This is a genomic window from Amycolatopsis ponsaeliensis, assembly GCF_030182635.1.
Lineage (GTDB): Bacteria > Actinomycetota > Actinomycetes > Mycobacteriales > Pseudonocardiaceae > Amycolatopsis > Amycolatopsis ponsaeliensis.
The window spans coordinates 42,843-68,077 of the sequence record NZ_JAPZLD010000030.1 but is presented as its reverse complement, the minus strand read 5'-3'; the positions used below and the strand labels follow the sequence as shown (position 1 = coordinate 68,077).

Below are 25,235 nucleotides of genomic sequence, written 5' to 3'. Positions count from 1 at the left end.
CTGCCATTTCCCGGCTGCGCGCCGGAACGGGGGTAATGGCGTGAGCGCCGAGAACGAGCGGAAACTGCTCGACTACCTCAAGCGCGCGACCGCCGACCTGCGCGAGGCCAAGGGTGCCCTGCAGGAGGTCCGGCGGCGCGACAGCGAGCCGATCGCGATCGTCGGCATGGACTGCCGCTTTCCCGGCGGCGTGGCGAGCCCCGACGACCTGTGGGAGCTGGTCGGCACCGGGACCGACGCCATCGGCGCGTTCCCGGCCGACCGCGGCTGGCCGCTGGACCGGCTCTACGACCCGGCGGGCGAGCGGCCCGGCACCACGAACACGCGCGAAGGCGGCTTCCTGCGCGACGCCGCGGAATTCGACCCCGAGTTCTTCGGGATCTCGCCCCGCGAGGCGCTCACCATGGACGCCCAGCAGCGGCTGCTGCTGGAGACGTCGTGGACCGCGCTGGAGCGTGCGGGCATCGTCCCGGAAACCCTGCGCGGCAGCAGCACCGGCGTCTTCGCCGGCGTGATGTACCACGATTACCTCGGCCACGCGGCCGCCGGCAGCGTCGTCTCCGGCCGGGTCGCCTACGCGCTCGGGCTGGAAGGCCCCGCGGTCTCGATCGACACGGCTTGCTCGTCCTCCCTGGTCGCGTTGCACTGGGCCACGCAGGCGCTGCGCCGCGGCGACTGCTCGCTGGCCCTCGTCGGCGGTGTCACCGTGATGGCCACCCCCGAGACGTTCGTCTACTTCACCGAGCAGCGCGGCCTGTCCGACGACGGCCGCTGCAAGGCCTTCGCCGCCGGTGCCGACGGCACGGGCTGGGGCGAAGGTGCCGGTGTGCTCGTCGTCGAGCGCCTGTCCGACGCCCGGCGACTGGGCCACGAAGTCCTCGCCGTCGTGCGCGGCAGCGCGGTCAACTCCGACGGCGCGTCCAGCGGCCTGACCGTCCCCAATGGACCGGCGCAGCAGCGCGTGATCCGCCAGGCTCTCGCCACCGCCGGACTGTCCACAATGGACGTCGACCTCGTCGAAGGCCACGGCACCGGCACGAAACTCGGCGACCCGATCGAAGCGCAGGCGCTCCTGGCCACCTACGGCCAGGACCGCGCGGCGGACCAGCCGTTGTGGCTCGGCTCGCTCAAGTCCAACATCGGCCACACCCAGGCGGCCGCCGGGGTCGGCGGTGTCATCAAGGTCGTGCAGGCCATCCGGCACGGCGTGCTCCCGAAGACCCTGCACGTCGACACGCCGTCGCCGCACGTCGACTGGTCGGCCGGCGCGGTCGAACTGCTCACCGAGTCCCGCGAGTGGCCCGCCGTCGACCGCCCCCGCCGCGGCGCGGTGTCGTCGTTCGGCATCAGCGGAACCAACGCCCACGTGATCATCGAGCAGGCCGAGCCCGTCGCCGAGGAGCCCCCGGGCGCCGAGGTGCCGGTCGTCGCGTGGCCGATCTCGGCGGACTCTGCCGACGCCCTCGCCGCGCAGGCCCAGCAGCTCGTGGACCACGTCGGGGACCTGGCGGACGTCGGGTTCTCACTGGCCACGACCCGCTCGGCGCTGGACCACCGCGCCGTCGTCGTCGGCTCCGACCCCGCCGAGCTGCGTGCCGGGCTGACCGCGCTCGCCGCCGGCGAGGACGCGCCGAACGTCGTCCGCGACCGTCGCGGCACCGGCCGGACGGCCTTCCTCTTCACCGGCCAGGGCGCCCAGCGCGCCGGCATGGGCAGGTCCCTCGCCGCGAAGTACCCGGTGTTCGCCGAAGCCCTCGACGCCGTCTGCTCCCGGCTCGACCTCGACCGCGCGGTCTTCGACGACGCCGAAGCCCTGGCACAGACCGGTTTCACACAGCCCGCGCTGTTCGCGTTCGAGGTCGCGCTGTACCGGCTGGTCGAATCCTGGGGCGTCCGGCCCGACCACCTGCTGGGGCACTCGATCGGCGAGCTGGCCGCGGCCCACGTCGCCGGGATCCTCTCGCTCGACGACGCTTGCACGCTCGTCGCGGCCCGCGCCCGGCTCATGCAGGCGTTGCCGGCCGGAGGGGCGATGGTCACGATCCCGGCCGCCGAGGCCGAGGTGACCCCGCTGCTGACGGCCGGGGTGAGCATCGCCGCGATCAACGGCCCGCGCTCCCTGGTGGTCTCTGGCGCCGAGGACGAGGTCGCCGCCGTCGTCGCGCACTTCGAGCGCCCGAAGGAGCTGCGCGTCTCGCACGCCTTCCACTCGCCGCTGATGGAACCGATGCTGGACGAGTTCGCGGTCGTGGCGGAGAAGCTCACCTACGCGAAGCCCGAGATCCCGATCGTCTCCACGGTCGCCGCCGGGGCCGACCTGGCGTCGCCGGAGTACTGGGTGGAGCAGGTCCGCGCGACCGTCCGGTTCGACGACGGCCTGCGCGCGCTCGCCGCCGAAGGCGTCCGGACGTTCGTCGAGCTCGGCCCGGCGCCGGTGCTGACCGCCGCCGCGAGCACCGCCCTGGACGACGAATCGCTCGCCTTCGTCCCGGCCGTGCGCAAGGACCGCGACGAAGCCCACTCGGTCGTCACCGCGGTCGCCACCCTGCACGCCCGCGGGATTCCCGTGGACTGGCCGGCGTTCTACGCCGGTGCCCGTCGCGTCGAGGTGCCGACCTACGCCTTCCGCCGCACCCGTTACTGGCTGTCCGCCACCACCGCGACCGGCGACGCCGCGGACCACGGCCAGCAGCCCGCCGCGCACCCGATGCTCAGCGCCGTCGTCCGCGTGCCCGAGTCGGACACGGTCGTGCTGACCGGGCGGCTGTCGGCGGACACCGTGCCGTGGGTCGCCGACCACGTCGTGCTCGGCACGATCCTGCTGCCGGGGACGGCGTTCATCGAGCTGGCGCGCGCCGCCGCCGAGGAGGTCGGCTGCGCCGGGATCGAAGAGCTGACGCTGCAGGCTCCGCTCACCCTCGCCGAGGGCGCGGGCGCGGCGATCCAGGTCACGCTCGAAGCCGAGGACGCCGGACGCCGGCGCGTCACCGTCCACTCGCGAGCCGACGGCGAGGACGCCTGGACGCTCCACGCCGAAGGCTTCGTGACCGCCGAGGCGGCCGAGCCGTCGTTCGACCTCACCGCGTGGCCGCCCGCGGGCGCCACCGAGGTCGCCCTGGACGACCCCTACGCGCAGCTCGCGGACCTCGGCTACGACTACGGTCCCGCCTTCCAGGGGCTGAGCCGGATGTGGCGCCACGGCGACGACGTCTACGCCGAGGTCGCCCTGGCCGACGCCCGCGACTACGGCCTGCACCCGGCCCTGCTCGACGCCGCCATGCACGCCCAGCTGCTCGGCCCGGTCCCGGAGGACGGCGAAACGAAGCCGATGCTGCCGTTCGCCTTCAGCGGCACCACGTGGCACGCCGCCGGCACCTCCGCGCTGCGCGTCCACGTGTCGCCGGCCGGCCCGGACACCATCACGCTGCGGATCGCCGACGCCACCGGTGCCCCGGTGCTGTCCGTCGGCTCCTTGGCCGCCCGGCCGATCTCGCTCGGCAAGCTGGCGACCGGCTCGCTGTTCCGCGTGGCTTGGGAGCCGGCGCCGGCGGGCACGGCGGTCGCCGCGAAGGTCCTGGAAGTGTCCACATCGGACGGTTCGGTGCCGGCGCGAGCCCGCGCGGCCACCCGTCAGGTGCTCGCCGCCATCCGGGACTCCGAGGACCGACTGGCCGTCGTCACGCGCGGCGCGGTGTCGGTGGCCGGCGAGGACGTCGACCCGGCGCTCGCGACGGTCTGGGGCCTGGTCCGCGCGGCCGAAGCCGAGAACCCGGGCCGGTTCGTGCTGATCGACGGCGAGGACGTCGAAGCGGCCTTGGCCACCGGCGCGCCCGAGACGGCCGTCCGCGACGGCAAGGTCCTGGTGCCGCGCCTGGTCGCGGCGACGCCGTCCGGCGACCTGACCTGGAACCTGGAGCGCACGGTCCTCATCACCGGCGGCACGGGCGGGCTCGGCGCGGTCGTCGCGAAGCACCTGGTGACGAACCACGGAGTCCGGCACCTGCTGCTGACCAGCCGTCGCGGCGCGGACGCACCCGGCGCTCGTGAACTGCGCGACGAACTCGCGAGTTTGGGCGCGGACGTCACGATCGCGAGCTGCGACGTCACCGACCGCGCGTCCGTGGCGGCCCTGCTCGACGGCGTCGAACTGACCGCGGTGGTGCACGCGGCGGGCGTCCCGTCCGCCGGTCGCGTCGAGAACCTGACTGCTGAAGAAGTCGACCGCGTCTTCGCCCCGAAGGTCGACGGCGCCTGGCACCTGCATGAACTCACGAAGGACCTCGACGGGTTCGTCCTGTTCTCCTCGGCCGCGAGCACGGTGCTGGCCGCGGGACAGGCCGGATACGCGGCGGCCAACGCGTTTCTCGATGAGCTGGCCCGCCACCGCCACGCGCAGGGGCTCCCGGCGACGGCCCTCGATTGGGGCGCCTGGGCCGAAGACGGTGGCATGGCCGGCGAACTCGGCGAAGCCGACTTCCGCCGCCTGCGCCGCCTGGGCACCCCGCCGATGGCGACCGCCGACGCACTCGCGCTGTTCGACGCGTGCCTGGTCGCCGAGGACGCCGTCCTCGCGCCGGTGAAGCTGGACCTCGCGGCCCTGCGGTCCCGCGCGGACTCGCTGCCGCCGGTCCTGCGCGGCATGGTCCGGCCTGCGGCCCCCCGCCGCACGGCGGCGAAGAACGACGGCGCCGTCACGGCCCGGCTCTCGACGTTGCCGGAGTCCGAGCGCGAGGCGTACCTCCTGGAGGTCGTCTCCGGTCAGGTCCAGGCGGTGCTGGGCCTCGGGTTCGTCGAGCCCGGCAGGGCGTTCCAGGAGATGGGGTTCGACTCGTTGACGTCGGTGGAGCTGCGCAACCAGCTCGGCGCCCTGACGGGCTTGAAGCTGACGGCGACGATCGTGTTCGACCACCCGACCCCGGCGGCCCTGGCCTCGCGACTGCACGCCTTGCTGGGCCCGAGCCGCGGCGCGGCGGACTCGCTCCTGGCCGAGATCGACCGCTTGGAGGCGTCCCTGGCCGCCGCGGGCTCGCTGAACGGCTCGACGGCGAAGGTCACCGCCCGCCTGGACGCGCTGCTGCGCAAGTGGACCGAGGCGAACACGGGCACCACCGAGTCCGCCGACCTGGACGAAGCCACCGACGACGAGCTCTTCGCCGTGCTCGACGAAGAACTGGGGATCTCATGAGCAACGAGGACAAGCTCCGCGACTACCTGAAGCGCGCGACGGCGGACTTGCAGGCGGCCCGGCGCCGGGTGCAGGAGCTGGAAGCCAAGAACGCCGAACCCATCGCCATCATCGGCATGAGCTGCCGCTACCCCGGGGACGTCCGCACGCCGGACGACCTGTGGGATCTGGTCGACCAGGGCCGCGACGTCATCGGGGAGTTCCCCGCCGACCGCGGGTGGGACCTCGAGGGCATTTACGACCCCACGCCCGACCGGCCCGGCAAGACCTACACGCGCCACGGCGGGTTCCTCTACGACGCCCCGGGCTTCGACGCCGAGTTCTTCGGCATCAGCCCGCGTGACGCCCGCCGCGCCGACCCGCAGCAGCGGATCCTCCTGGAGGCCTCGTGGGAGGCCTTCGAGCGGGCCGGGCTCGACCCGCACGCGCTCAAGGGCAGCCCGACCGGTGTCTACGCCGGCGTCATGTACCACGACTACAGCGCTGGCAGCCCCGACGGCAGCCTCGTCTCCGGACAGGTTTCCTACACCCTCGGCCTCGAAGGCCCGTCGGTCTCGGTGGACACCGCGTGCTCGTCGTCGCTCGTCGCGCTGCACATGGCCGCGCAGGGCCTGCGGGACGGCGACTGCACCCTTGCGCTGGCCGGTGGCGTCGCCGTCATGGGCACGCCGGAGATGTTCGTCGACTTCAGCGGCCGCCGCGGCCTGTCCGCCGACGGCCGCAGCCGGTCCTTTTCGGACGACGCCGATGGGACGTCGTGGGCCGAAGGCGTCGGCGTCCTCGTGCTGGAACGGCTTTCCGACGCGCGCCGCAACGGCCACCGCGTCCTCGCGCTGCTGCGCGGCTCCGCGATCAACCAGGACGGCGCCAGCAACGGCTTCTCCGCGCCCAACGGCCCGTCGCAGGTCCGGGTGATCGAAGCCGCGCTGGCCGACGCCGGGCTGTCGCGGTCCGATGTGGACCTCGTCGAGGCGCACGGCACCGGCACCGCGCTCGGCGACCCGATCGAAGCGCAGTCGCTGATGGAGACCTACGGGCAGCGCACCACCGGTGAGCCGCTGCTGCTCGGCTCGATCAAGTCCAACATGGGGCACCCGCAGGCCGCGGCGGGTGTCGCGGGCGTGATCAAGGTGGTGCAGGCACTGCGCCACGGCAAGGCGCCGCGGACCCTGCACGTCGGCACGCCGTCGACGCACGTCGACTGGACCGCCGGCGCGGTCGAGCTGCTCACCGAGCCGCGCGACTGGCCCGAGGTGGGCCGTCCGCGCCGGGCCGCGGTGTCGTCGTTCGGCGTCAGCGGCACCAACGCGCACGTCATCCTGGAGCAGGCGCCGGCCGAAGACGCCGTCGAGCCGCCGAAGCCCGCGGTGCACCCGCTGGTGCTGTCGGCGAAGACCCCGGCCGCGCTGGCCGAGGCCGCCGGGCAGCTCGCTTCCCACGTGGAGGGCAACCTCGCCGACGTCGCTCACACCCTCGCCACCGGCCGCGCGCAGCTCGACCACCGCGCGGTGGTGCTGTCGGCGGACGCCAAGCAGGCGCTGGAGACGCTGGCCGCGGGCGGTTCGCGGCCCGACATCGTCACCGGCACCGCCGACGTCCGCGGCAAGACCGTGTTCGTCTTCCCCGGTCAGGGCTCGCAGTGGACCGGCATGGCGCTCGAGCTGATCGAGCAGTCGCCGGTGTTCGCCACGCGGATCACCGAATGCGACGAGGCTCTGCGGGAGTTCACCGGCTGGTCCGTGCTCTCGGTGCTGCGCGGTGAGCCCGGCACGCCGCCGGCCGACCGCGTCGACGTCGTCCAGCCGATGCTGTGGGCGGTGATGGTTTCGCTGGCCGCGGTCTGGCGCGCGCACGGCGTCGAGCCGGACATGGTGATCGGGCACTCGCAGGGTGAGATCGCCGCAGCCACTGTTTCGGGCGCACTGTCCCTTCAGGACGGTGCCCGCGTGGTCGCGCTGCGGAGCAAGGCGATCGGCGACGTCCTCGGCGGACGCGGTGGCGGCATGCTGGCCGCCGGGCTCCCCGCCGCCGAACTGCTGAAGCGGCTCGACACCTGGGACGGCCGGATCTCCCTGGCCGCCGACAACGGCGCCACCTCGGCCGTGCTCTCCGGCGACGGCGACGCCCTCGACGAGCTGCGTGACCAGCTCGTCGCCGAAGGCTTCCGCGCCAAGCGCGTCCCGGTGGACTACGCGTCGCACTCCGCGCACGTCGAGCACCTCGCCGACCGCCTGCTGGCGGATCTCGGCCCGATCACCCCCGCCGGCGGGAGCGTCGCGATGACCTCCACGGTGACCGGGGAGCCGGTCGTCGAGTCCACTGTGGACGCGAAGTACTGGTTCACCAACCTGCGCACCACGGTCCGGTTCGCCCCGGTCGTCGCGAAGCTCGCCGAGGCGGGCTACACCCGGTTCGTCGAGGTCAGCCCGCACCCGGTGCTGGCCATGAGCATCCAGGAGACCCTCGACGACGGCGGGCACAGCGGGTCCGTCACCGGCACCCTGCGCCGCGACGAAGGCGGCCTGACGCGCTTCGCGACCTCGCTGGCCGAGCACTCGGTCCGCGGCGGCGCGGCGGACTGGGCGTCGCTGGTGCCCGGCGGCCGGATCACCGATCTGCCGACCTACCCGTTCCAGCACAAGCGCTTCTGGCTCGAAGAGGAAGCCACCACGACGGCGCCCCCGGCGTCGGTCGCCGACCAGGACTTCTGGCAGGACGTCACGAGCGGCGACGTCGACGCGCTGGCTTCCCGGCTCGGCGTCGAAGCCGCGCCCCTAGGTGAGATCGTCCCGGCGCTGGCCGCGTGGCACGGCCGCCGCACCGAGCTGTCCACAGTGGAGTCCTGGCGGTACCGCGTCTCCTGGGCGCCGGTGAACGTCACGGGCGGGCTGACCGGCACCTGGCTGGTCGTCGTGCCGGCGGACGTCCCCGCGGCGGCCGAGCTGGCCGACGCGCTCGCCGAGCAGGGCGACGTCGTGCGCGTCATCGCCACGGCCGACCGCGAAGCCCTCGCCGAGCTGGTCACCGAAGCCACGGCGCTGCGGCCGTTCGACGGCGTGCTGTCGCTGCTCGCCCTCGACACCCGCGAACACCCGGAGCACCCCGCGCTCAGCACCGCGGTCGCCGCCACCATCGCGCTGCTGCAAGCGCTGCGCGACACCGGCGTCGACGCTCCCACCTGGGTCGTCACCCGCGGCGCGGTCGCGGTGGACGCCTTCTCCGACGCCGACCCGGCCGCCGCGGCGGTCTGGGGCCTCGGCACGGTCGCCGCGCTCGACCTGCCCGCCACCTGGGGTGGCCTGGTCGACGTCGACGGCCCCGCCGACGCCGCCCGCCTGGCCGCGGTGGTGTCCGGTGTGGACAGTGAGGACCAGGTCGCGATCCGGCCGTCTGGGGTGTTCGCCCGGCGGATGGTCCGCGCCCCGCTGAAGGGCACCGCCGACGAGTGGAAGCCGCGGGGGACGGTCCTGGTCACCGGCGGCACCGGCGCGATCGGCGCGCACGTCGCCCGGTGGCTGGCCGGCCGCGGCGCCGAGCACATCGTGCTCACCAGCCGCCGCGGGCTCGACGCCGAAGGTGCGCGCGAACTGGTCGACGAGCTGGGCGTCACCGTGGTGGCCTGCGACGTCTCCGACAAGGAGCAGCTGACGGCACTGCTGGCCGAACACCCGCCGACCGCCGTGGTGCACGCCGCCGGCGTCCTCACCGCCGAGTCGCCGCTGGCCGACGTCACGCCCGCGGAGTTCGCCGCGGCCACCCGCGCGAAGGTCACCGGCGCCGCGCTGCTCGACGAGCTGCTCGGCGACACCGAGCTGGACGCGTTCGTGCTGATGTCCTCCGGCGCCGCCGTGTGGGGCACCTCCGGCCAGCCCGCCTACGCCGCGGGCAACGCCTATCTCGACGCCCTCGCCCGGCGCCGCCGGGCCGCGGGCCGCACCGCGACCGCGATCGCCTGGGGCTCCTGGGGTGGCGGCGGCATGGTCGACGCCGAAGCGAGCGACCTGCTGCGCCGCATGGGCCTCGCCGAGATGGCGCCGGAACTCGCCGTCGAAGCACTGGGCCAAGCGCTCGACCACGACGAAACGCAGCTGGTCGTCGCGGACATCGACTGGGCCGCGTTCGCCCCGGTCTACCAGCTCGCCCGCCCGCGGCCGCTGCTGCGCGCGCTGCCCGAGGTGGCCGAGGACAAGACCGAAACCGTCGAGAACACCGGTGACCTCAAGGCGAAACTGGCCGCGCTCACCCCCGCCGAACAGCAGCGGACGCTCCTGGAGCTGGTCCGCGGCGAGGTCGCCGTGGTCGCCGGCTACGACGGCGGCTCGGCGGTCGAACCGGCCCGCGCGTTCAAGGAGCTCGGCTTCGACTCGGTGACCGCGGTCGACCTGCGCAACCGGCTCGGCGCCGCCACCGGGCTGAAGCTCCCGGCGACCGTCGCCTTCGACCACGTCAACCCGCAGGCGCTGGCCGAGCACCTGTGGACCCAGCTCGGCGGGGGCGAAGCGGCCGTGCCCCTCGAAGTGGAGCTGGACCGCCTCGAAGCGGTGGCCGCCGGCCTGGACGCCGCCGAGATCGACCGGTCCCGGATCGTCGCCCGGCTGCAGGCGATGGTGACCACCCTGCACAAGACCCTGTCCGGCACCAAGTCCACCGACGTGCTGGAGACCGCGACCACGGATGAGCTGTTCGCCCTCATCGACAACGAGCTCGGCGCCTGAGAGGTATCCCCACGATGACTGACGAAAGCAAGCTGGTCGACTACCTGAAGCGGGTGACCGCCACCCTGCAGGAGACGCGGGAGCGGCTGCGCGAAGTCGAAGCCGCGGACGCCGAGCCGATCGCCATCGTCGCGATGGGCTGCCGGTACCCGGGCGACGTCCGGTCGCCGGAGGACCTCTGGGACCTGGTCGCCGAGGGCCGCGACGCCATCGGCCCGTTCCCCACCGACCGCGGCTGGGGCCTGGACTCGATGTTCGACGCCGACCCCGACAGCCCGGGCACGAGCTACGTGAGCGAGGGCGGCTTCATCCACGACGTCGCCCAGTTCGACGCGCCCTTCTTCGGCGTCTCGCCGCGCGAGGCGCTCGCCATGGACCCGCAGCAGCGGCTCGTGCTGGAGCTGGCGTGGGAGACCTTCGAGCGCGGCGGCATCGCCCCGCACTCGCTGGCGAAGCAGCAGGTCGGCGTCTTCCTCGGCAGCGGCGACCAGGACTACTACGACGAGCTGCCGCCGTCGGTGCTCGCCGGTGAGGTCCAGGACTACCTGAGCACCGGCAACGCCGGCTCGGTCATCTCCGGCCGGATCGCCTACGCGCTGGGCCTGGAGGGCCCGGCCATCACGATCGACACGGCCTGCTCGTCTTCGCTGGTCGCGCTGCACCTGGCCGTGCAGGCGCTGCGGCAGCGCGACTGCGCGCTGGCGCTGGCCGGCGGCGTCATGGTGATGTCGCGCCCGGGCCCGTTCGTCGCGTTCAGCCGGCAGCGCGGGCTCGCCGCGGACGGCCGCTGCAAGCCCTTCTCCGACAGCGCCGACGGCACCGGCTGGGCCGAGGGCGCGGGCACGCTCTTGCTCGAGCGGCTGTCCGACGCGCGTCGCAACGGCCACCCCATCCTCGCGGTCGTGCGCGGCTCCGCAGTCAACTCCGACGGCGCGTCCAACGGCCTCACCGCGCCCAACGGCCCGTCCCAGCAGCGCGTCATCCGCCAGGCACTGGCGAACGCGCAGCTCTCGGCGTCCGATGTGGACGCCGTCGAAGGTCACGGCACCGGCACCACGCTCGGCGACCCGATCGAGGCCCAGGCCCTGCTCGCCACCTATGGCCAGGACCGCGACCGCCCGCTGTGGCTCGGCTCGATCAAGTCGAACATCGGCCACGCCCAGGGCGCGGCCGGCGTCGGCGGTGTGATCAAGATGGTGCAGGCACTGCAGAACGGTGTCCTGCCGAAGACCCTGCACGTCACCGAGCCGACCACTGAGGTCGACTGGACTTCCGGCACCGTCTCTCTGTTGACCGAGGAGCAGCCTTGGCTCGCGGGCGAAAAGCCCCGCCGCGCCGGGGTTTCCTCGTTCGGCGTGAGCGGCACCAACGCGCACGTGATCGTCGAAGAGGCCCCGCCCGCCGAGGTCGAGGAGACGACGCCGAGCTGGCCCGCCGAAGTGCCGGTCCCGTGGCCCCTTTCCGGGCACGGCACCGCGGCCCTGAAGGCACAGGCTTCGCGGCTGCTGTCCGTTGTGGACGGTGTGTCGCCGATCGACCTCGGCTTCTCGCTGGCGACGTCCCGCTCGCCGCTGTCCCACCGCGCCGTCGTGCTCGACGGGAAGGCCGGGATCGCCGCGCTCGCCGACGGTGAGCCGTCGCCGGACGTGGTCACCGGCACCCAGGTCGAAGGGCTGACCGCGTTCCTGTTCTCCGGCCAGGGCGCGCAGCGCGCCGCCATGGGGGCCGAGCTGGCCGCCGCGTTCCCGGTGTTCGCGGCCGCGCTGGACGAGGTCTGCGCCGAGCTGGACCAGCACCTCGACCGTCCACTGAAGACGGTCGTCTTCGACAAGCCGCGCCTGATCAACCAGACCGGCTACACCCAGCCCGCGCTGTTCGCGATCGAGGTCGCGCTGTTCCGGCTGCTGTCGTCGTGGGGCGTCAAGCCCGACTTCCTGCTCGGCCACTCGGTCGGCGAGCTGGCCGCCGCGCACGTCGCCGGGGTGCTGTCCCTGGCCGACGCGGCGAAACTGGTCGCCGCCCGCGCCAAGCTGATGCAGGCCCTGCCGACCGGTGGTGCGATGGTCGCGCTTCAGGCGACCGAGGACGAAGTCACGCCGCACCTGACCGATGGTGTCAGCATCGCCGCGATCAACGGCCCGGACTCCGTGGTGCTGTCCGGCACCGAAGACGCCGTCGCCGCCGTGGTGGCGCAGTTCGAGGGCCGCAAGTCGTCGAAGCTCAAGGTGTCGCACGCGTTCCACTCGCCGCTGATGGAGCCGATGCTGGCCGAGTTCGCCGAGGTCGCCCGCACGCTCACCTATTCCGAGCCGACGATCCCGCTGGTCTCCAACGTCTCCGGCGCGGTCGCCGGGGGAGAGGTCGCGACGCCGGAGTACTGGGTCTCGCACGTCCGCGCGGCCGTCCGGTTCCACGACGGGCTCACCGCGCTCAGCGACCAGGGCGTCTCGCGGTTCGTCGAGGTCGGGCCGGACGGCGTGCTGTCCGCCCTCGCCCGGCAGAGCTTCGACGCGGTGGTCGTGCCGGTCCTGCGCAAGGACCGCCCCGAGCCACGGGCCGCGCTCACCGCGCTGGCCGAGCTGTACGTCAGCGGCCTGGCCCCGGACTGGGCCGCGGTGTTCGAGGGCCGCGGCGCCCGGCGCGCCGACCTGCCGCCGTACGCCTTCCAGCGCAAGCGCTACTGGCTCGACGCCCGCGCCAACCGCGACGAGGTCACCGCCGCCGGCCTGACCTCCGCCGGGCACCCGCTGCTCGGCGCGGCCATCGCGCTCGCCGACACCGACGGCGTCGTCCTCACCGGCCGCCTGTCCCTCGAGACGCACGCGTGGCTCGACGGCCACCGGCTCGGCGACGTCGCCACCGTGCCTGGCACGGCCTTCCTGGAACTGGCGATCCGCGCCGGCGACCAGGTCGGCTGCGGCCGGATCGAAGAGCTGACGCTCGGCAGCCCGCTGGTCGTCCCGGACCGCACCGGCGTCCAGGTGCAGGTGACGGTCGGGGCCGCGGACGAGAACGGCGTCCGTGCCGTCCAGATCCACTCGCGTCCCGAAGACAGCGGCGAGCCGTGGCTGCTGCACGCCGGCGGCACCGTCGCACCGCAGTCCCACCGCGGCACCGAACTGACCGAATGGCCGCCGTCCGGCGCCGAGCCGGTCGCGATCGACGGCATCTACGACGACTTCGCCGACACGGGCCTCACCTACGGCCCGCTGTTCCGCTCGCTGAAAGCGGTCTTCAAGCGCGGCCGCGAGGTGTTCGCCGAGGTCGCCCTGCCCGAAGACAGCGACGCCGAACGCTTCGGCCTCCACCCGGCCGCACTCGACGCCTGCACGCACGCCCTGCGCATCGCGGGCGGGGGAGACGGCGGAGTCGGCCGCGTCCCGTTCTGCTGGACGGGCGTCGAACTGCACGCCACCGGCGCTTCGGCGCTGCGGGTGCGGTTCACCCCGACCACCGAGGACGGCTTCGCCCTGGACCTCGCCGACACCACGGGGGCGCCCGTCGCCACCGTCGCCGAGACGGTGTTCCGTGCCTTCACCACGCCGGTCGCGGCGGAGGCGCCGCTCTACCGGATCGAGTGGCAGCGGATCCCCGCCGAGTCCACTGTGGACGCCTCCGCCGTCGAGATCTTCGACTGCGCCGGCACCGAGACCCATGAGCTGACCCATCGCGTGCTCACCGCACTGCAGGACTGGCTCGCCGCCGACCACCCGGAGGACGCGCGCCTGGTCGTCGTCACCCGCGGTGCCGTCGCGGCCGCCGGCGGGGTCACCGACCTCGCCGCCTCCGCCGCCTGGGGCCTCGTGCGCTCGGCGCAGGAGGAGAACCCGGACACGTTCGCGCTGCTGGACCTGGACGCCGAAACCGAGGCGGACACGGTCCTGCCGCAGGTCCTAGCGACCGGCGAACCGCAGGCGGCCGTCCGCTTCGGCACGGTGCTCGTCCCGCGGCTCGTCCGCACGACGGCCGCCGCCGAACCGGCCTACTTCCACCCGAACGGCACCGTCCTGGTCACCGGCGCGTCCGGCGCGCTCGGCGGCACACTCGCCCGGCACCTGGTGCGCGAGCACGGCGTCCGCCGCCTGCTCCTGCTCAGCCGGCGCAGTACTCCCGAGCTGGAGAGCCTGGCCGCCGAGCTGGACGTGCACGTCGACATCGCGCTCTGCGACGTCGCCGACCGCGCGGCGCTGGCCCAGGTGCTGGCCGCCATCCCGGCCGAGCACCCGCTCACGTCCGTGGTGCACGCCGCGGGCGTCCTCGACGACGGCGTCATCACGGCGCTGACGCCCGAGCGTCTCGACACCGTGCTGCGGCCGAAGGTCGACGGCGCGCTGAACCTGCACGAACTCACCCGCGACACCGCGCTCTCGGCGTTCGTCCTGTTCTCCTCGGTCTCCGGCGTGCTCGGCGCGCCGGGCCAGGGCGGGTACGCCGCCGCGAACGCGTTCCTCGACGGCCTCGCCGCCCACCGCGTCGCGCACGGCCTGCCCGCGCAGTCGCTGGCCTGGGGCCTGTGGGGCGAAGTCGGCGGCATGGGCGGCACCCTGACCGAGGCCGAGGTCACCCGCCTGGGCGCGAGCGGCATCGTGCCTCTGTCCACTTCGGACGCACTGGACCTCTTCGACCGCGCGCTGGCGTCCCGGCAGGCCGCCGTCGTCCCGGTGAAGCTGGACCTGCCCGCGCTGCGGAAGCTGGACCGGATCCCGAAGACCCTGGAGGACCTGACCGGCCGGCCCACCCGGCGCGCCGCGGCGAACGGGACGGCGGCCGCGGAAGACTCCTTCGCCGCCCGCGTCCGGGCCCTGCCGGAGGCGGACCGGGCCGACGCCGTGCTCGACCTGGTCCGCGCCCACGCCGCGACGGTGCTGGGCTACGGCGGCGGGCACGAGATCGAGCCGGCCGCGCAGTTCCAGTCGCTCGGCTTCGACTCGCTCACCGCGATCGAGCTGCGCAACGGCCTCACCGCGGCGACCGGGCAGCGGCTGCCCGCGACCCTGATCTTCGACCACCCGACGCCGTCGGCGCTGGCCGCGCACCTCCTCACCGAGCTGACGGGCGGGCTGGACCAGGTCGTCACCGTGGTTTCGGTGGCGCACGACGAGCCCATCGCGATCGTCGGCATGGCCTGCCGTCTGCCCGGCGGGGTCACCTCGCCCGAGCAGCTGTGGGAACTGGTCGCCAACGGCCGCGACGCCATCGGCGACTTCCCCGCCGACCGCGGCTGGGACGTCGACGGCCTGCTCGACCCGACCGGCCGCCGTCCGGGCACCACCTACGTCGCCCGCGGCGGGTTCGTCCACGACGCCGGCGAATTCGACGCGACGTTTTTCGGGGTCTCGCCGAAGGAAGCCCCGGCCATCGACCCGCAGCAGCGGCTCCTGCTGGAGGCGTGCTGGGAGGCCCTCGAGCGTTCGGGCATCGACCCGTCCTCGCTCAAGGGCAGCCCGACCGGCGTCTACGCGGGCGTCCAGTACCACGACTACGTGGGCGCGAACAGCGCCGGCTCGATCGTCACCGGCCGGGTGTCTTACACCCTCGGACTGGAAGGCCCGGCGGTCAGCGTCGACACGGCGTGCTCGTCTTCGCTGGTCGCGATGCACATGGCCGCCCAGGCCCTGCGCGGCGGCGACTGCACCCTCGCGCTGGCCGGCGGCGTCACCGTGATGGCGACGCCGGAGACGTTCGTCGAGTTCAGCCGTCAGAAGGGGCTGGCCGCCGACGGCCGCTGCAAGGTCTTCTCCGACGACGCCGACGGCACCACCTGGTCCGAGGGCGTCGGCGTGGTCGTGCTGGAGCGGCTGTCCGAGGCCCGCCGCCTCGGCCACCCGGTCCTCGCGGTGCTCAAGGGCAGCGCGGTCAACCAGGACGGCACGTCCAACGGCCTCACCGCCCCCAACGGCCCCGCCCAGCAGCGCGTCATCCGCGCGGCGCTGGCCGACGCCGGGATCACCGCGGCCGACGTCGACGCCGTCGAGGCGCACGGCACCGGCACGAAGCTGGGCGACCCGATCGAGGTCCAGGCGCTGCTGGCCACCTACGGCAAGGAGACTTCGGCCGACCGTCCGCTGTGGATCGGTTCGGTCAAGTCGAACCTCGGCCACACGCAGGCCGCGGCCGGCGCGGCCGGGGTGATCAAGATGGTGCTGGCCATGCGCCAGGGCGAGCTGCCCGCGACGCTGCACGTCGGCCGCCCGTCCACCGAGATCGACTGGTCGTCCGGCGCGGTCCGGGCCCTGGTGGAGCCGGTGAAGTGGCTGCCCAACGGCCACATCCGCCGGGCCGGCGTCTCGTCGTTCGGCGTCAGCGGCACCAACGCCCACGTGATCCTCGAAGAGGGCGACCGCCGGGAAGTGACCGGCGGGCACGACTACGAAGGCCCGGTCGCCTGGCCGGTGTCCGGCCGCGGCGCCGTCGCGATGCGGGCGCAGGCCGAGCAGCTGATGTCCTATGTGGACGAAGACCCCGAAGGCAGTCTCGCCGACATCGGCTTCTCGCTGGCCACCACGCGCAGCGCGTTCGACCGGCGAGCCGTCCTGATCGGTCAGCGGTCGCCGCAGTTCGTCCGTGGCCTCGCGGCACTGGTCGACGAGGAAGAGGCGCGCGGGGTCGTCAGCGGCATCGCGACCGCGGGCGGGCGCACGGCGTTCCTGTTCGCCGGCCAGGGCGCGCAGCGCGTCGGCATGGGGACCCGGCTCGCCGAGCAGTTCCCGGCCTTCGCGGCCGCGTACGACGAGGTCTGCGCGGAACTCGACCGGCACCTGGACCGCCCGATCCGCTCGGTCACCGACGAGCTGGACGAGACCCGGTACACCCAGCCCGCGCTGTTCGCGCTGGAAGTCGCGCTGTTCCGCTTGGTGCGGTCGTGGGGCGTCAAGCCGGACGCCCTGCTCGGCCACTCGATCGGCGAGATCGCTGCGGCTCACTGCGCGGGCGTGTTCTCCCTGGCGGACGCGGCCAAACTGGTGGTCGCCCGGGGTGCGCTGATGCAGGCGCTGCCGACCGGCGGTGCGATGGTGGCGATCGAAGCGACGCCGGAGGAAGTTCGCGACGACAGCGTCGACATCGCTGCGGTCAACGGGCCGAGCGCGGTCGTCATCTCGGGAGCGGCCGACGCCGTGGCCGCGGTGGCGGCGAAGTTCGAGCGCACCAAGCAGCTGAAGGTGTCGCACGCTTTCCACTCCCGCCTGATGGAGCCGATGCTCGAGGAGTTCCGCGCGATCGCCGCGGAGCTGACCTACGCGTCGCCGCGGATCCCGGTCATCTCGACGGTCGCCGAGGGCGCCGACCTGACCTCGCCGGAGTACTGGGTCCAGCAGGTGCGCGAAGGCGTCCGGTTCGCCGACGCGGTCACCCGCGCCGCGGCCGAGGGCGTCAACCGGTTCCTGGAGCTCGGTCCGGACACCACGCTCGCCGCGATGACGGCCGCGTGCTTCGACGAACGGCCGGAGGTCGTGGCTTCCATGCTGCACAAGGAGAACGACGAAGCCGTCGCCGCGCTGACCGGCGTCGCGCAGCTGCACGTCAGCGGCGTCGACGTCGACTGGGCCGCGATCTACGAGCCCACCGGCGCCCGGCCGGTCTCGCTGCCGACCTACCCGTTCCAGCGGCAGCGCTTCTGGCTGGAAAGCACCACCGGCGCGGTGAGCCAGGAGGACCACCCGCTGCTCGGGGCGGCCCTCGAACTGGCCGGCGCCGACGGGCTGCTGTTCACCGGACGGCTGTCCGTGGGCACCCACCCGTGGCTGGCCGACCACGTCGTCGGCGGCGCGATCCTGTTCCCCGGCACCGGGTTCGTCGAGATGGCGATCCGCGCGGGCGACGAGGCCGGCTGCCCGCGGCTCGACGAGCTGACCCTGGAGTACCCGCTGGTCGTGCCGGAGCGGGCCGGCGTCCGCGTCCAGTTCGCCCTCGACGCACCGGGCGCCGACGGCACCCGCGCGTTCAGCGTCCACTCGCGGCCCGAGGGATCGACGGCCGCCTGGACGCGGCACGCCACCGGCAAGCTCGCCAAGACCGTGCAGAAGGCGGACTTCGACCTGACGGCCTGGCCGCCCGCCGGCGCCGAGCAGGTGAACCTGGCGGGCACCTACGAGGAGCTGGCCGCCGACGGCCTGGCCTACGGTCCCGCGTTCCGCGGGCTCGTCGCGGCCTGGAAGCGCGACGGCGAAGCGTTCGCCGAGATCCGGCTTCCGGCTTCGGTGTCCGATGTGGACCGTTACGGCGTCCACCCGGCCGTGCTCGACGCCGCGTTGCACACGATCGGCGTTTCCGGCGCGGTGGGCAGTGAACCGGCCTTGCCGTTCGCGTGGGAAGGCGTGCGGCTGCACGCCGTCGGCGCGACGACGCTGCGGGTCCACGTCCGCCCGGTCGGCTCCGGCGCGGTCTCGCTGGACGTCGCCGACGGCGCCGGAGCCCCGGTCGCGTCGGTGGAATCCCTGCTGCTGCGCCCGATGTCCGCCGTTCCGCAGGCCGCGGCTCCGAGCGACGGCGACTCGCTGTTCCGGGTCACCTGGGAGCGGGCCGACCTCGACGCCGTCGCCGAAGTCCTCGACTGGTCCGTGCTGGGTCCCGACCCGTTCGGCCTCACCGAAGCCTTGGGCGCGAAGGCGGTCTCGGCCGCGGAGGCGACCGGCCTGGCCGTGCTGGCCGCGGGCGGCGAAGACCTCCACGCCGAGATGCACCGCGTACTGGGCGACCTGCAGACCTGGCTGGCCGGACCCGGGGAGTCGCTGATCGTGGTGACCCGCGGTGCGGTGGCCACCGAGGAAGGCGAGAACCCCGACCCGGTCGGTGCCGCGGTCGCGGGCCTGGTCCGCTCGGCGCAGGCCGAGCACCCGGGCCGGATCGCCCTGGTCGACCTGGGCGCGGGCACCCCGACCGGCCGGACGCTGGCCGCGGTGTCGGCCTCCGACGAGCCGCAGGTGGCGCTGCGGGCGGGCGCGGTGCTGGTGCCGCGGCTGGCCAAGGCGTCCGACGCGGCGGCCGCACCGGTGTGGGACGCCGAGGGCACGGTGCTCGTCACCGGCGCCACCGGCGCGCTCGGCACGGCCGTGGCGCGCCACCTCGTCACCGAGCACGGCGTGCGGAACCTGCTGCTGGTCAGCCGCCGGGGAGCCGACGCTCCCGGCGCGGCCGAACTGGCCGCGCTCGACGCCGACGTCACCCTCGCCGCCTGCGACGTCGCCGACCGCGACGCCGTGGCCGCGCTGCTGGCCGGGATCCCGGCCGAAGCGCCGCTGCGCGCGGTGGTGCACGCCGCCGGCGTCCTCGACGACGGCATCCTGACGTCGCTGACCCCGGACCGCCTCGACACCGTGCTGCGCCCGAAGGCCGACGCGGCCGTGGTCCTCGACGAGCTCACGCGGGGCCTGGACCTCACCGCGTTCGTGCTGTTCTCCTCGGCCGCCGGCGTCCTCGGCGCACCGGGGCAGGGCAGCTACGCCGCGGCCAACGCGTTCCTGGACGCGCTCGCCGTCCGGCGCCGGGCGGAAGGCCTCCCGGGCACCTCGCTCGCGTGGGGCCTGTGGGCCGGCGGCATGGGCGAGGCCCTGGAAGGCGCGGACGCGCACCGCATCGGCGAGACCGGCATCACCGCACTGTCCACTGAGGACGGACTGCGGCTGCTGGACTCGGCGGCCGGTGCCACCGACGCGTTGCTGGTGCCGATCGCGCTGGACACCCGCGTGCTGGCTTCGTCGGGCGACGACGACCTGCCCGCGGTGCTGCGCGGGCTGGCGGGCACCCCGGGCCGCCGCGCGGCGCAGGAGGCGGCCGAGGACACCGAGTCCCTGGCGAAGAAGCTGGCCGGCCTGCCGGTGGCCAAGCGCGTCCCGACCGTGCTGACCCTGGTGCGCACGCACGCCGCGGCGCTGCTTGGCCACGCCGGGCCGGAGGCGGTGGAACCGGACCGCTCGTTCAACGAGGTCGGCTTCGACTCGCTGTCCGCCACCGGGTTCCGCAACAAGCTCAGCCTCGTCACCGGCCTGAAGCTGCCGGTGAGCCTGATCTTCGACTACCCGACCCCGCGGATCCTCGCCGAGCACCTGGTCTGCGAACTGGCCCCGGCCGAGGTCGAGGTGAGCGAGGAAACCGTGACCGAGCAAGGGGTTCGCGACGCGCTGGCGGGGATCCCGCTGGAGAAGCTGCGTGCCGCCGGGCTCCTGGACGGGCTGCTGGAGCTGGCCGGCGTGCGCCTGCCGGAGGGCAGCGTCGAACCGGAAGCCGTCGAAGAGGCCACGATCGACGACCTCGACACCGACGCCCTGATCAGCATGGCGATCGGCGGTGGGGACGACGACTAGCCCCGGCACCACCCCTAACCCGGCCCGACCCGGCCATTATTGCCGCCCCGGAACGGGCTGTGGCCCACTGGTACGGACAGTTCCCCTGCTTCACAACGATCTTGACCCGAATGAGGAGAGGTAACCGATGGTCACCGGCTACGCAATCGAAGCACGGGGGCTGCGCAAGTCCTATGGCGACGTGAACGTCCTGGAAAGCGTCGACCTGAACGTGGCCCGCGGCACGATGTTCGCGCTGCTGGGCCCGAACGGCGCCGGGAAGACCACGACGGTGCGGATCCTCAGCACCCTGCTGGACGCCGACGGCGGCACCGTGACGGTCAACGGTCACGACCTCGCCGGGCCCAAGCGGAAGGTGCGGGAGCAGATCGGCCTCACCGGGCAGGACACCGCGGTCGACGAGCTGCTCACCGGCCGCGAGAACCTGCGGATGATGGCCCGCCTGTTCCACCTGGGCACGGCCGAGGCGAAGACCCGCGCCACCCAGCTGCTCACGCAGTTCGACCTGACCGAAGCCGCCGACCGCCAGGTCAAGACCTACTCCGGGGGCATGCGCCGCCGGCTCGACCTGGCGATCAGCCTGATCACCTCGCCGCCGGTGCTGTTCCTCGACGAGCCCACCACCGGCCTCGACCCGCGCAGCCGCTCGGCGATGTGGGACGCGATCCGCGAGCTCCTCGACGGCGGCACCACGATCCTGCTCACCACGCAATACCTCGAGGAGGCCGACCAGCTGGCCGACCGCATCGCGGTGATCGACAAGGGCCGCGTCGTCGCCGAGGGCACCGCGGCCGAGCTGAAGCGCAAGGTCGGCACCGAGCGGCTGAAGCTCACCTTCGCCACCGCAGCCGAGGCGGAGCGCGCGCACGGCGTCACCGGCGGCGTGCTGATCGACGACACGGTCAGCGTCGCCATCGACCAGCCCGGCCAGGTCCGGCGGGTGCTCAACCAGGTCGCCGACGCGGGCCTCGAGACCACCGGCCTCGAGCTGTCCGAGCCGACCCTGGACGACGTTTTCCACACCCTTACCGGAACCGCGGGAGAGAAGCGATGACCCAGACCTTGTCCAGGGAGGTCGAGGGGACGCAGATCCCCGACGCCCCGAGCCGATCCTCGTTCGCGCTCGCGCTGTCCGACTGCCGGGTGCTGATCGGGCGCAACGTCAAGCACATCGCGCGCAACGCGGAGATGCTGATCCAGGCGGTCTCGCTGCCGATCGTGCTCCTGCTGCTGTTCCGCTTCATGTTCGGCGGCGCGATCAACGTGCCGGGCATGGCCTACATCGACTACCTGGTGCCCGGCTTGCTGGCCATCAGCATCGCGTTCAACTCGACGTCCACCGTGGTGGGGGTGGCCGCCGACCTCACCCAGGGGCTGGTCGAGCGGTTCCGCTCGATGCCCATGGCGGGCCCGGCCGTGCTCGTCGGCCACGTCGTCTCCGGCGTGCTGCGCAGCCTGCTCTCGTTCGTGGTGATGGTCGCGGTCGGCCTGGCCGTCGGGTTCCGCCCCGGCGGGGGCGTGCTCGGCTGGCTCGGCGCGATCGGGCTGCTGACGCTGTTCGCCACCGGCGTGTTCTGGCTGGCCACGCTCCTGGGGTCGATCGCCAAGACCGTCGAAGGCGCGGGCGGCCTCGGCATGATCCTCGTCTTCGTCCCCTACGCCACCAGCGCGCTGGTGCCCACGGCGTCGATGCCGTCGGTGCTGCGGGTGATCGTCGACAACCAGCCGGTGACCGTGCTCATCGACGCCATCCGCGGCCTGATGAACGGCACCGAGCTGGGCTCGACCGGCTGGCTGGCGCTGGCCTGGTGGGTCGTCATCACGGCGGGTGCCGCGTACCTGGCGATCCGGAAGTTCCACCAGCGCGCTCGCGGCTGAGCGCCTCTCGCGACAAGGCGGCCCGTGCTCGAAGCACGGGCCGCTTTCGCATGCGCAAGGTCGACTTTAGGTCGGTCCGGCACTCTGCGTAGAGAAGATCCGATCAGTCCGTGAAGTGAGGTGGCCCCGATGCCTACCCGCATCGTCGAGAAGCCGGACGTGACCCTTGACGCGTGGTTCGCCCCGCTGGCCGCCGATCCGGCCGGCGCGGCGGCGTTCCTCGCCGAGGTCGCCGACCGGGTCGCTCGCCGTCCTCGCGTCCTCGTCCCCGGCGGCGGCCCGGTGGCCGACGCTCTCGCGGCCGACGGGTACGCCGTCACGGACACCGCCCTCGACAGCCCGCCCGCCCAGCGCTTCGACGTCGTCTACGCGGGCTCGGACCTCCTCTCGCGGCTGCTCGTGCAGCGGGAGCAGGTACGCCTGGTCCGCCGGCTCGCGACGCTGCTGCGTCCCGGCGGCGGCCTGGTCGTCCAGGGGATCCACCCCCACCCGGCCCGCTGGGCGGCGCACCCGCTCGTCACCGGGCACGACTGCGCCCGCCAGATGCTGTTCCTGGCCGACGCCCGGGTGCCGCTGCGCTACGTGTGGCCCGCGGAGCTGGACCTGATGGCCGAGCTGGCCGACCTCGCGCTCGACAGTCGCTGGGGCGGTTGGTACGGCGAGCCCGCCGCGTGCGGTGAGCCGGTCGTGTCGCTCTACCGGAGCTGAACAGCCGTAACAGCACTGCGGCCCGGCCCCGCTGGTGGCGGGAACCGGGCCGCTGGGCCGGACGCGGAGGAGGATCAGACCGCGTCGGACATCTCGCCGACGAGGATGCTGTGGTGCAGCTTCCGCAGCGAGCTGCCGGGTTCGATGCCCAGCTGCTGGACGAGGTGGTGCCGGGCGGAGGCGAAGGTCTCCAGCGCCTCGGCACGGCGGTTCGACCGCAGCAGGGCCGTCATCAAGTACTCATAGAACGTTTCGCGCAGCGTGTGCTCCTTCGCCAGCGCGGAAAGCTGCCCGACGACCTCACGGTGCCTGCCGATCAGCAGCTCCGTCTCCATCAGCAGCTCCAGGCACTCCAGCCGGGTCTCCTCCAGTAGAGCGGCATAGGCCTGGACGTCGGGGGAGTCGGTGAAGCCGCCGAACGCCTCGCCCCGCCACAGGTTCGCGGCTTCGCGCAGGACGGTCGCGGCCTCCTTGTAGTTGCGGTCCCAGTACAGGGCCCGGCCGCGCTCGTAGTGGCGGGTGAAGCGGTCGGCGTCGAGCTCGCCGTCGGTGACGTGCAGCGAGTAGCCGCGCGGGCTGGTCACGACCGGGCTGTCGTCCACGTCGTCCCCCGTGCCGCGCAGCAGCTTCCGCAGCTGCGAGACGTAGACGTACAGCGCGGCGCTCGCCCGGGCCGGCGGGTGCTCTCCCCAGAGCTCGCCGATCAGGTGCTCGGTGGTCGCCACCTGGTTGCGCTTGACCAGCAGCACGGCGAGCAGTGTCTCGATCTTGCGCGCCCGCGGGGCGCTGACGCCGGGCCGCCCGCCGACTTTCATCTGCCCCAGTATCTCGTAGTCCATTTCCAGTGCCTCCGGTGTCCGCGTGTCGATCGGATCTGCCCGGCCTGGCGCCCCCAGTGTGTCCTCCAGCGCCCATGTGCCCGGTCCCACAACGGCAGCGTACTAAACCGGGAGGTCGGTTTTCAAGACAAAACCGGGAGGTCGGTCGGTTTGTTCTGTGAGCGGTCGCGAACTGCCTTGGCAGGGGCCGGTTTCTGGGGTTCCCCTAGTTGTAAACCGGGCGGTTGGTATGTAATCATGATCGGGACGCGCAGGGGTCCTGCGCCGGACGGCTCGAGCTGAAGGGACCGACGGTGACCAAGCAGGCACGCTCGGAACAGACGCGGCGCCTGTTGCTGGAGGCCGCGGCCGTGCTGCTGCACCAGGACGGCTACGCCGCCACCAGCATGGTGGGCATCGCGCAGGCGGCCGGCGTCACCAAGGGTGGCCTGTACTTCCACTTCTCCTCCAAGGACGAGATCTGCGACGAGGTGCAGATCGCCGCGATGGACGTGCTGCGCGCGCACGTGAGCCGTCAGCTCGCGGTGCCCCGGCCGGCCCTGCGGCGCCTCGCCGAGCTCAGCCGCGCCCTCATGCACTGGCTCGACACCGACCCGAAGGTCGGCGCGAGCTTCCGCATGGCCCGCGAGATGGGGTCCGTGGACGAGCGGTTCGTCGTGTTCTCCCGCGCCTGGCTGGCCCAGGTCCACGAGTACGTCGCCGACGCGATCGACGGCGGCGAGCTCGGCGCCGACGTGCCGCTCGAGACCGCGGAGCTGCTGGTGGTGGTCACCTGCGTCGGGCTCGAATCCGTGGTGTCCAGCCGAATCGTCGTGCCGGACAGCGATCTCGCCGTGACGCTGGGCAAGCTGTGGCGGCTCATCGAGCTGGCCGAGCGGTCTCCGCGCCCGACTGCGGGTGCGGGGGCGTAACGCCAGGGCGGCCCGGCCGCCCGTTCTTGCGTGCTTCTCAGACCGAGGCGGTCTCGGCGAGCGTGCCCTGCGCCAGGAACCGGTGCAGCCGCCGCGGCGGTACCACCGAGGTCAGGATCGTGTTCCACATGAACGTGATCCGCTCAAGCAGGTCCACTCGCCCGGTGAGCACCTGCGAGCTCAGCTGGATCCCGGTGAACGACGCCTGCACGAACTGCGCGAGGTCGTGCGCGTTGATCTCCTTGCGGATGTCGCCCGCCGCCTTCGCGGCCAGCAGGCAGGCGTGCAGCGTGTCGACCCACCGCTTGTAGGCGTTGTTGGCGGGCGAGATGAACGAGCCCTGCTCGATGACGAGCCGGATGCTGGCGCGTACCCGGACGTCGGACTGCAGGCTGGCCGCCATGCCCTGCGTGAGGTCGATGACCGTCTGCAGCCCCGGGTTCTCGATCTCCGCCAGGGGGTCCGAGACCGTGAACTGCTCGTCGATCAGCGCGTCGGCCAGGTCTTCCTTCGACTTGAAGTGGAAATACAGCGCACCCTTCGTGACACCCGCTTCGGTCAGGATGTCCGACAGGCTCGCGCCGAGGAAGCCGACCGCGTCGAACCGGGAGGCCGCTGCTTCGAGGATCGCGTTCCGTGTCTGCTCCGCACGTTCTTGGCGAGCCACGTCCAGCCCCTCTCGCTTCGGCCGGCGGTCC

7 protein-coding genes and 2 pseudogenes are annotated in these 25,235 nt (G+C 73.3%); 7 read left to right on the top strand and 2 right to left on the bottom strand.

All coding sequences use genetic code 11. The annotated features are described in order from the left end of the window. Positions 1-52 precede the first annotated feature (52 nt). The 6 genes and pseudogenes from QQ657_RS35790 to QQ657_RS35765 form a co-directional block, all read left to right on the top strand. Positions 53-5,185, top strand: a pseudogene (locus QQ657_RS35790) (type I polyketide synthase); the annotation flags it as partial. Then, positions 5,182-9,900, top strand: a pseudogene (locus QQ657_RS35785) (type I polyketide synthase); the annotation flags it as partial. The pseudogenes QQ657_RS35790 and QQ657_RS35785, both read left to right, overlap by 4 nt. Positions 9,901-9,953: 53 nt before the next feature. After that, positions 9,954-20,201 (top strand): SDR family NAD(P)-dependent oxidoreductase, encoded by a 10,248-nt coding sequence (locus tag QQ657_RS35780; protein ID WP_434056813.1) that lies wholly within the window; start codon positions 9,954-9,956, stop codon positions 20,199-20,201. 127 nt (positions 20,202-20,328) lie between these two features. Continuing rightward, a complete protein-coding gene (locus QQ657_RS35775; protein ID WP_284746743.1) occupies positions 20,329-21,255 on the top strand; it encodes an ATP-binding cassette domain-containing protein in 927 nt (308 codons plus the stop codon). Then, positions 21,252-22,079 (top strand): ABC transporter permease, encoded by an 828-nt coding sequence (locus tag QQ657_RS35770; protein WP_284746742.1) that lies wholly within the window; start codon positions 21,252-21,254, stop codon positions 22,077-22,079. Before QQ657_RS35775 ends, QQ657_RS35770 begins: the two co-directional genes overlap by 4 nt. Positions 22,080-22,208: 129 nt before the next feature. Continuing rightward, complete coding sequence (locus QQ657_RS35765; protein WP_284746741.1) at positions 22,209-22,787, top strand: hypothetical protein; 579 nt, start codon at positions 22,209-22,211, stop codon at positions 22,785-22,787. 74 nt (positions 22,788-22,861) lie between these two features. On the opposite strand, the gene QQ657_RS35760 is transcribed toward QQ657_RS35765, so the two are convergent. Next, positions 22,862-23,626, bottom strand: a complete 765-nt coding sequence (locus QQ657_RS35760; protein WP_284746740.1) for an AfsR/SARP family transcriptional regulator — start codon at positions 23,624-23,626, stop codon at positions 22,862-22,864. Positions 23,627-23,919: 293 nt separating this feature from the next. Here QQ657_RS35760 and QQ657_RS35755 point away from each other — a divergent pair, with 293 nt between their 5' ends. After that, positions 23,920-24,537: a ScbR family autoregulator-binding transcription factor gene (locus QQ657_RS35755; protein ID WP_284746739.1), complete on the top strand. Its 618-nt coding sequence runs from the start codon at positions 23,920-23,922 to the stop codon at positions 24,535-24,537. A gap of 37 nt (positions 24,538-24,574) precedes the next feature. Here QQ657_RS35755 and QQ657_RS35750 read toward each other — a convergent pair whose 3' ends face one another. Next, on the bottom strand, positions 24,575-25,204 hold the full coding sequence (locus QQ657_RS35750; protein WP_284746738.1) for a ScbR family autoregulator-binding transcription factor: 630 nt from the start codon (positions 25,202-25,204) through the stop codon (positions 24,575-24,577). Positions 25,205-25,235 lie beyond the last annotated feature (31 nt).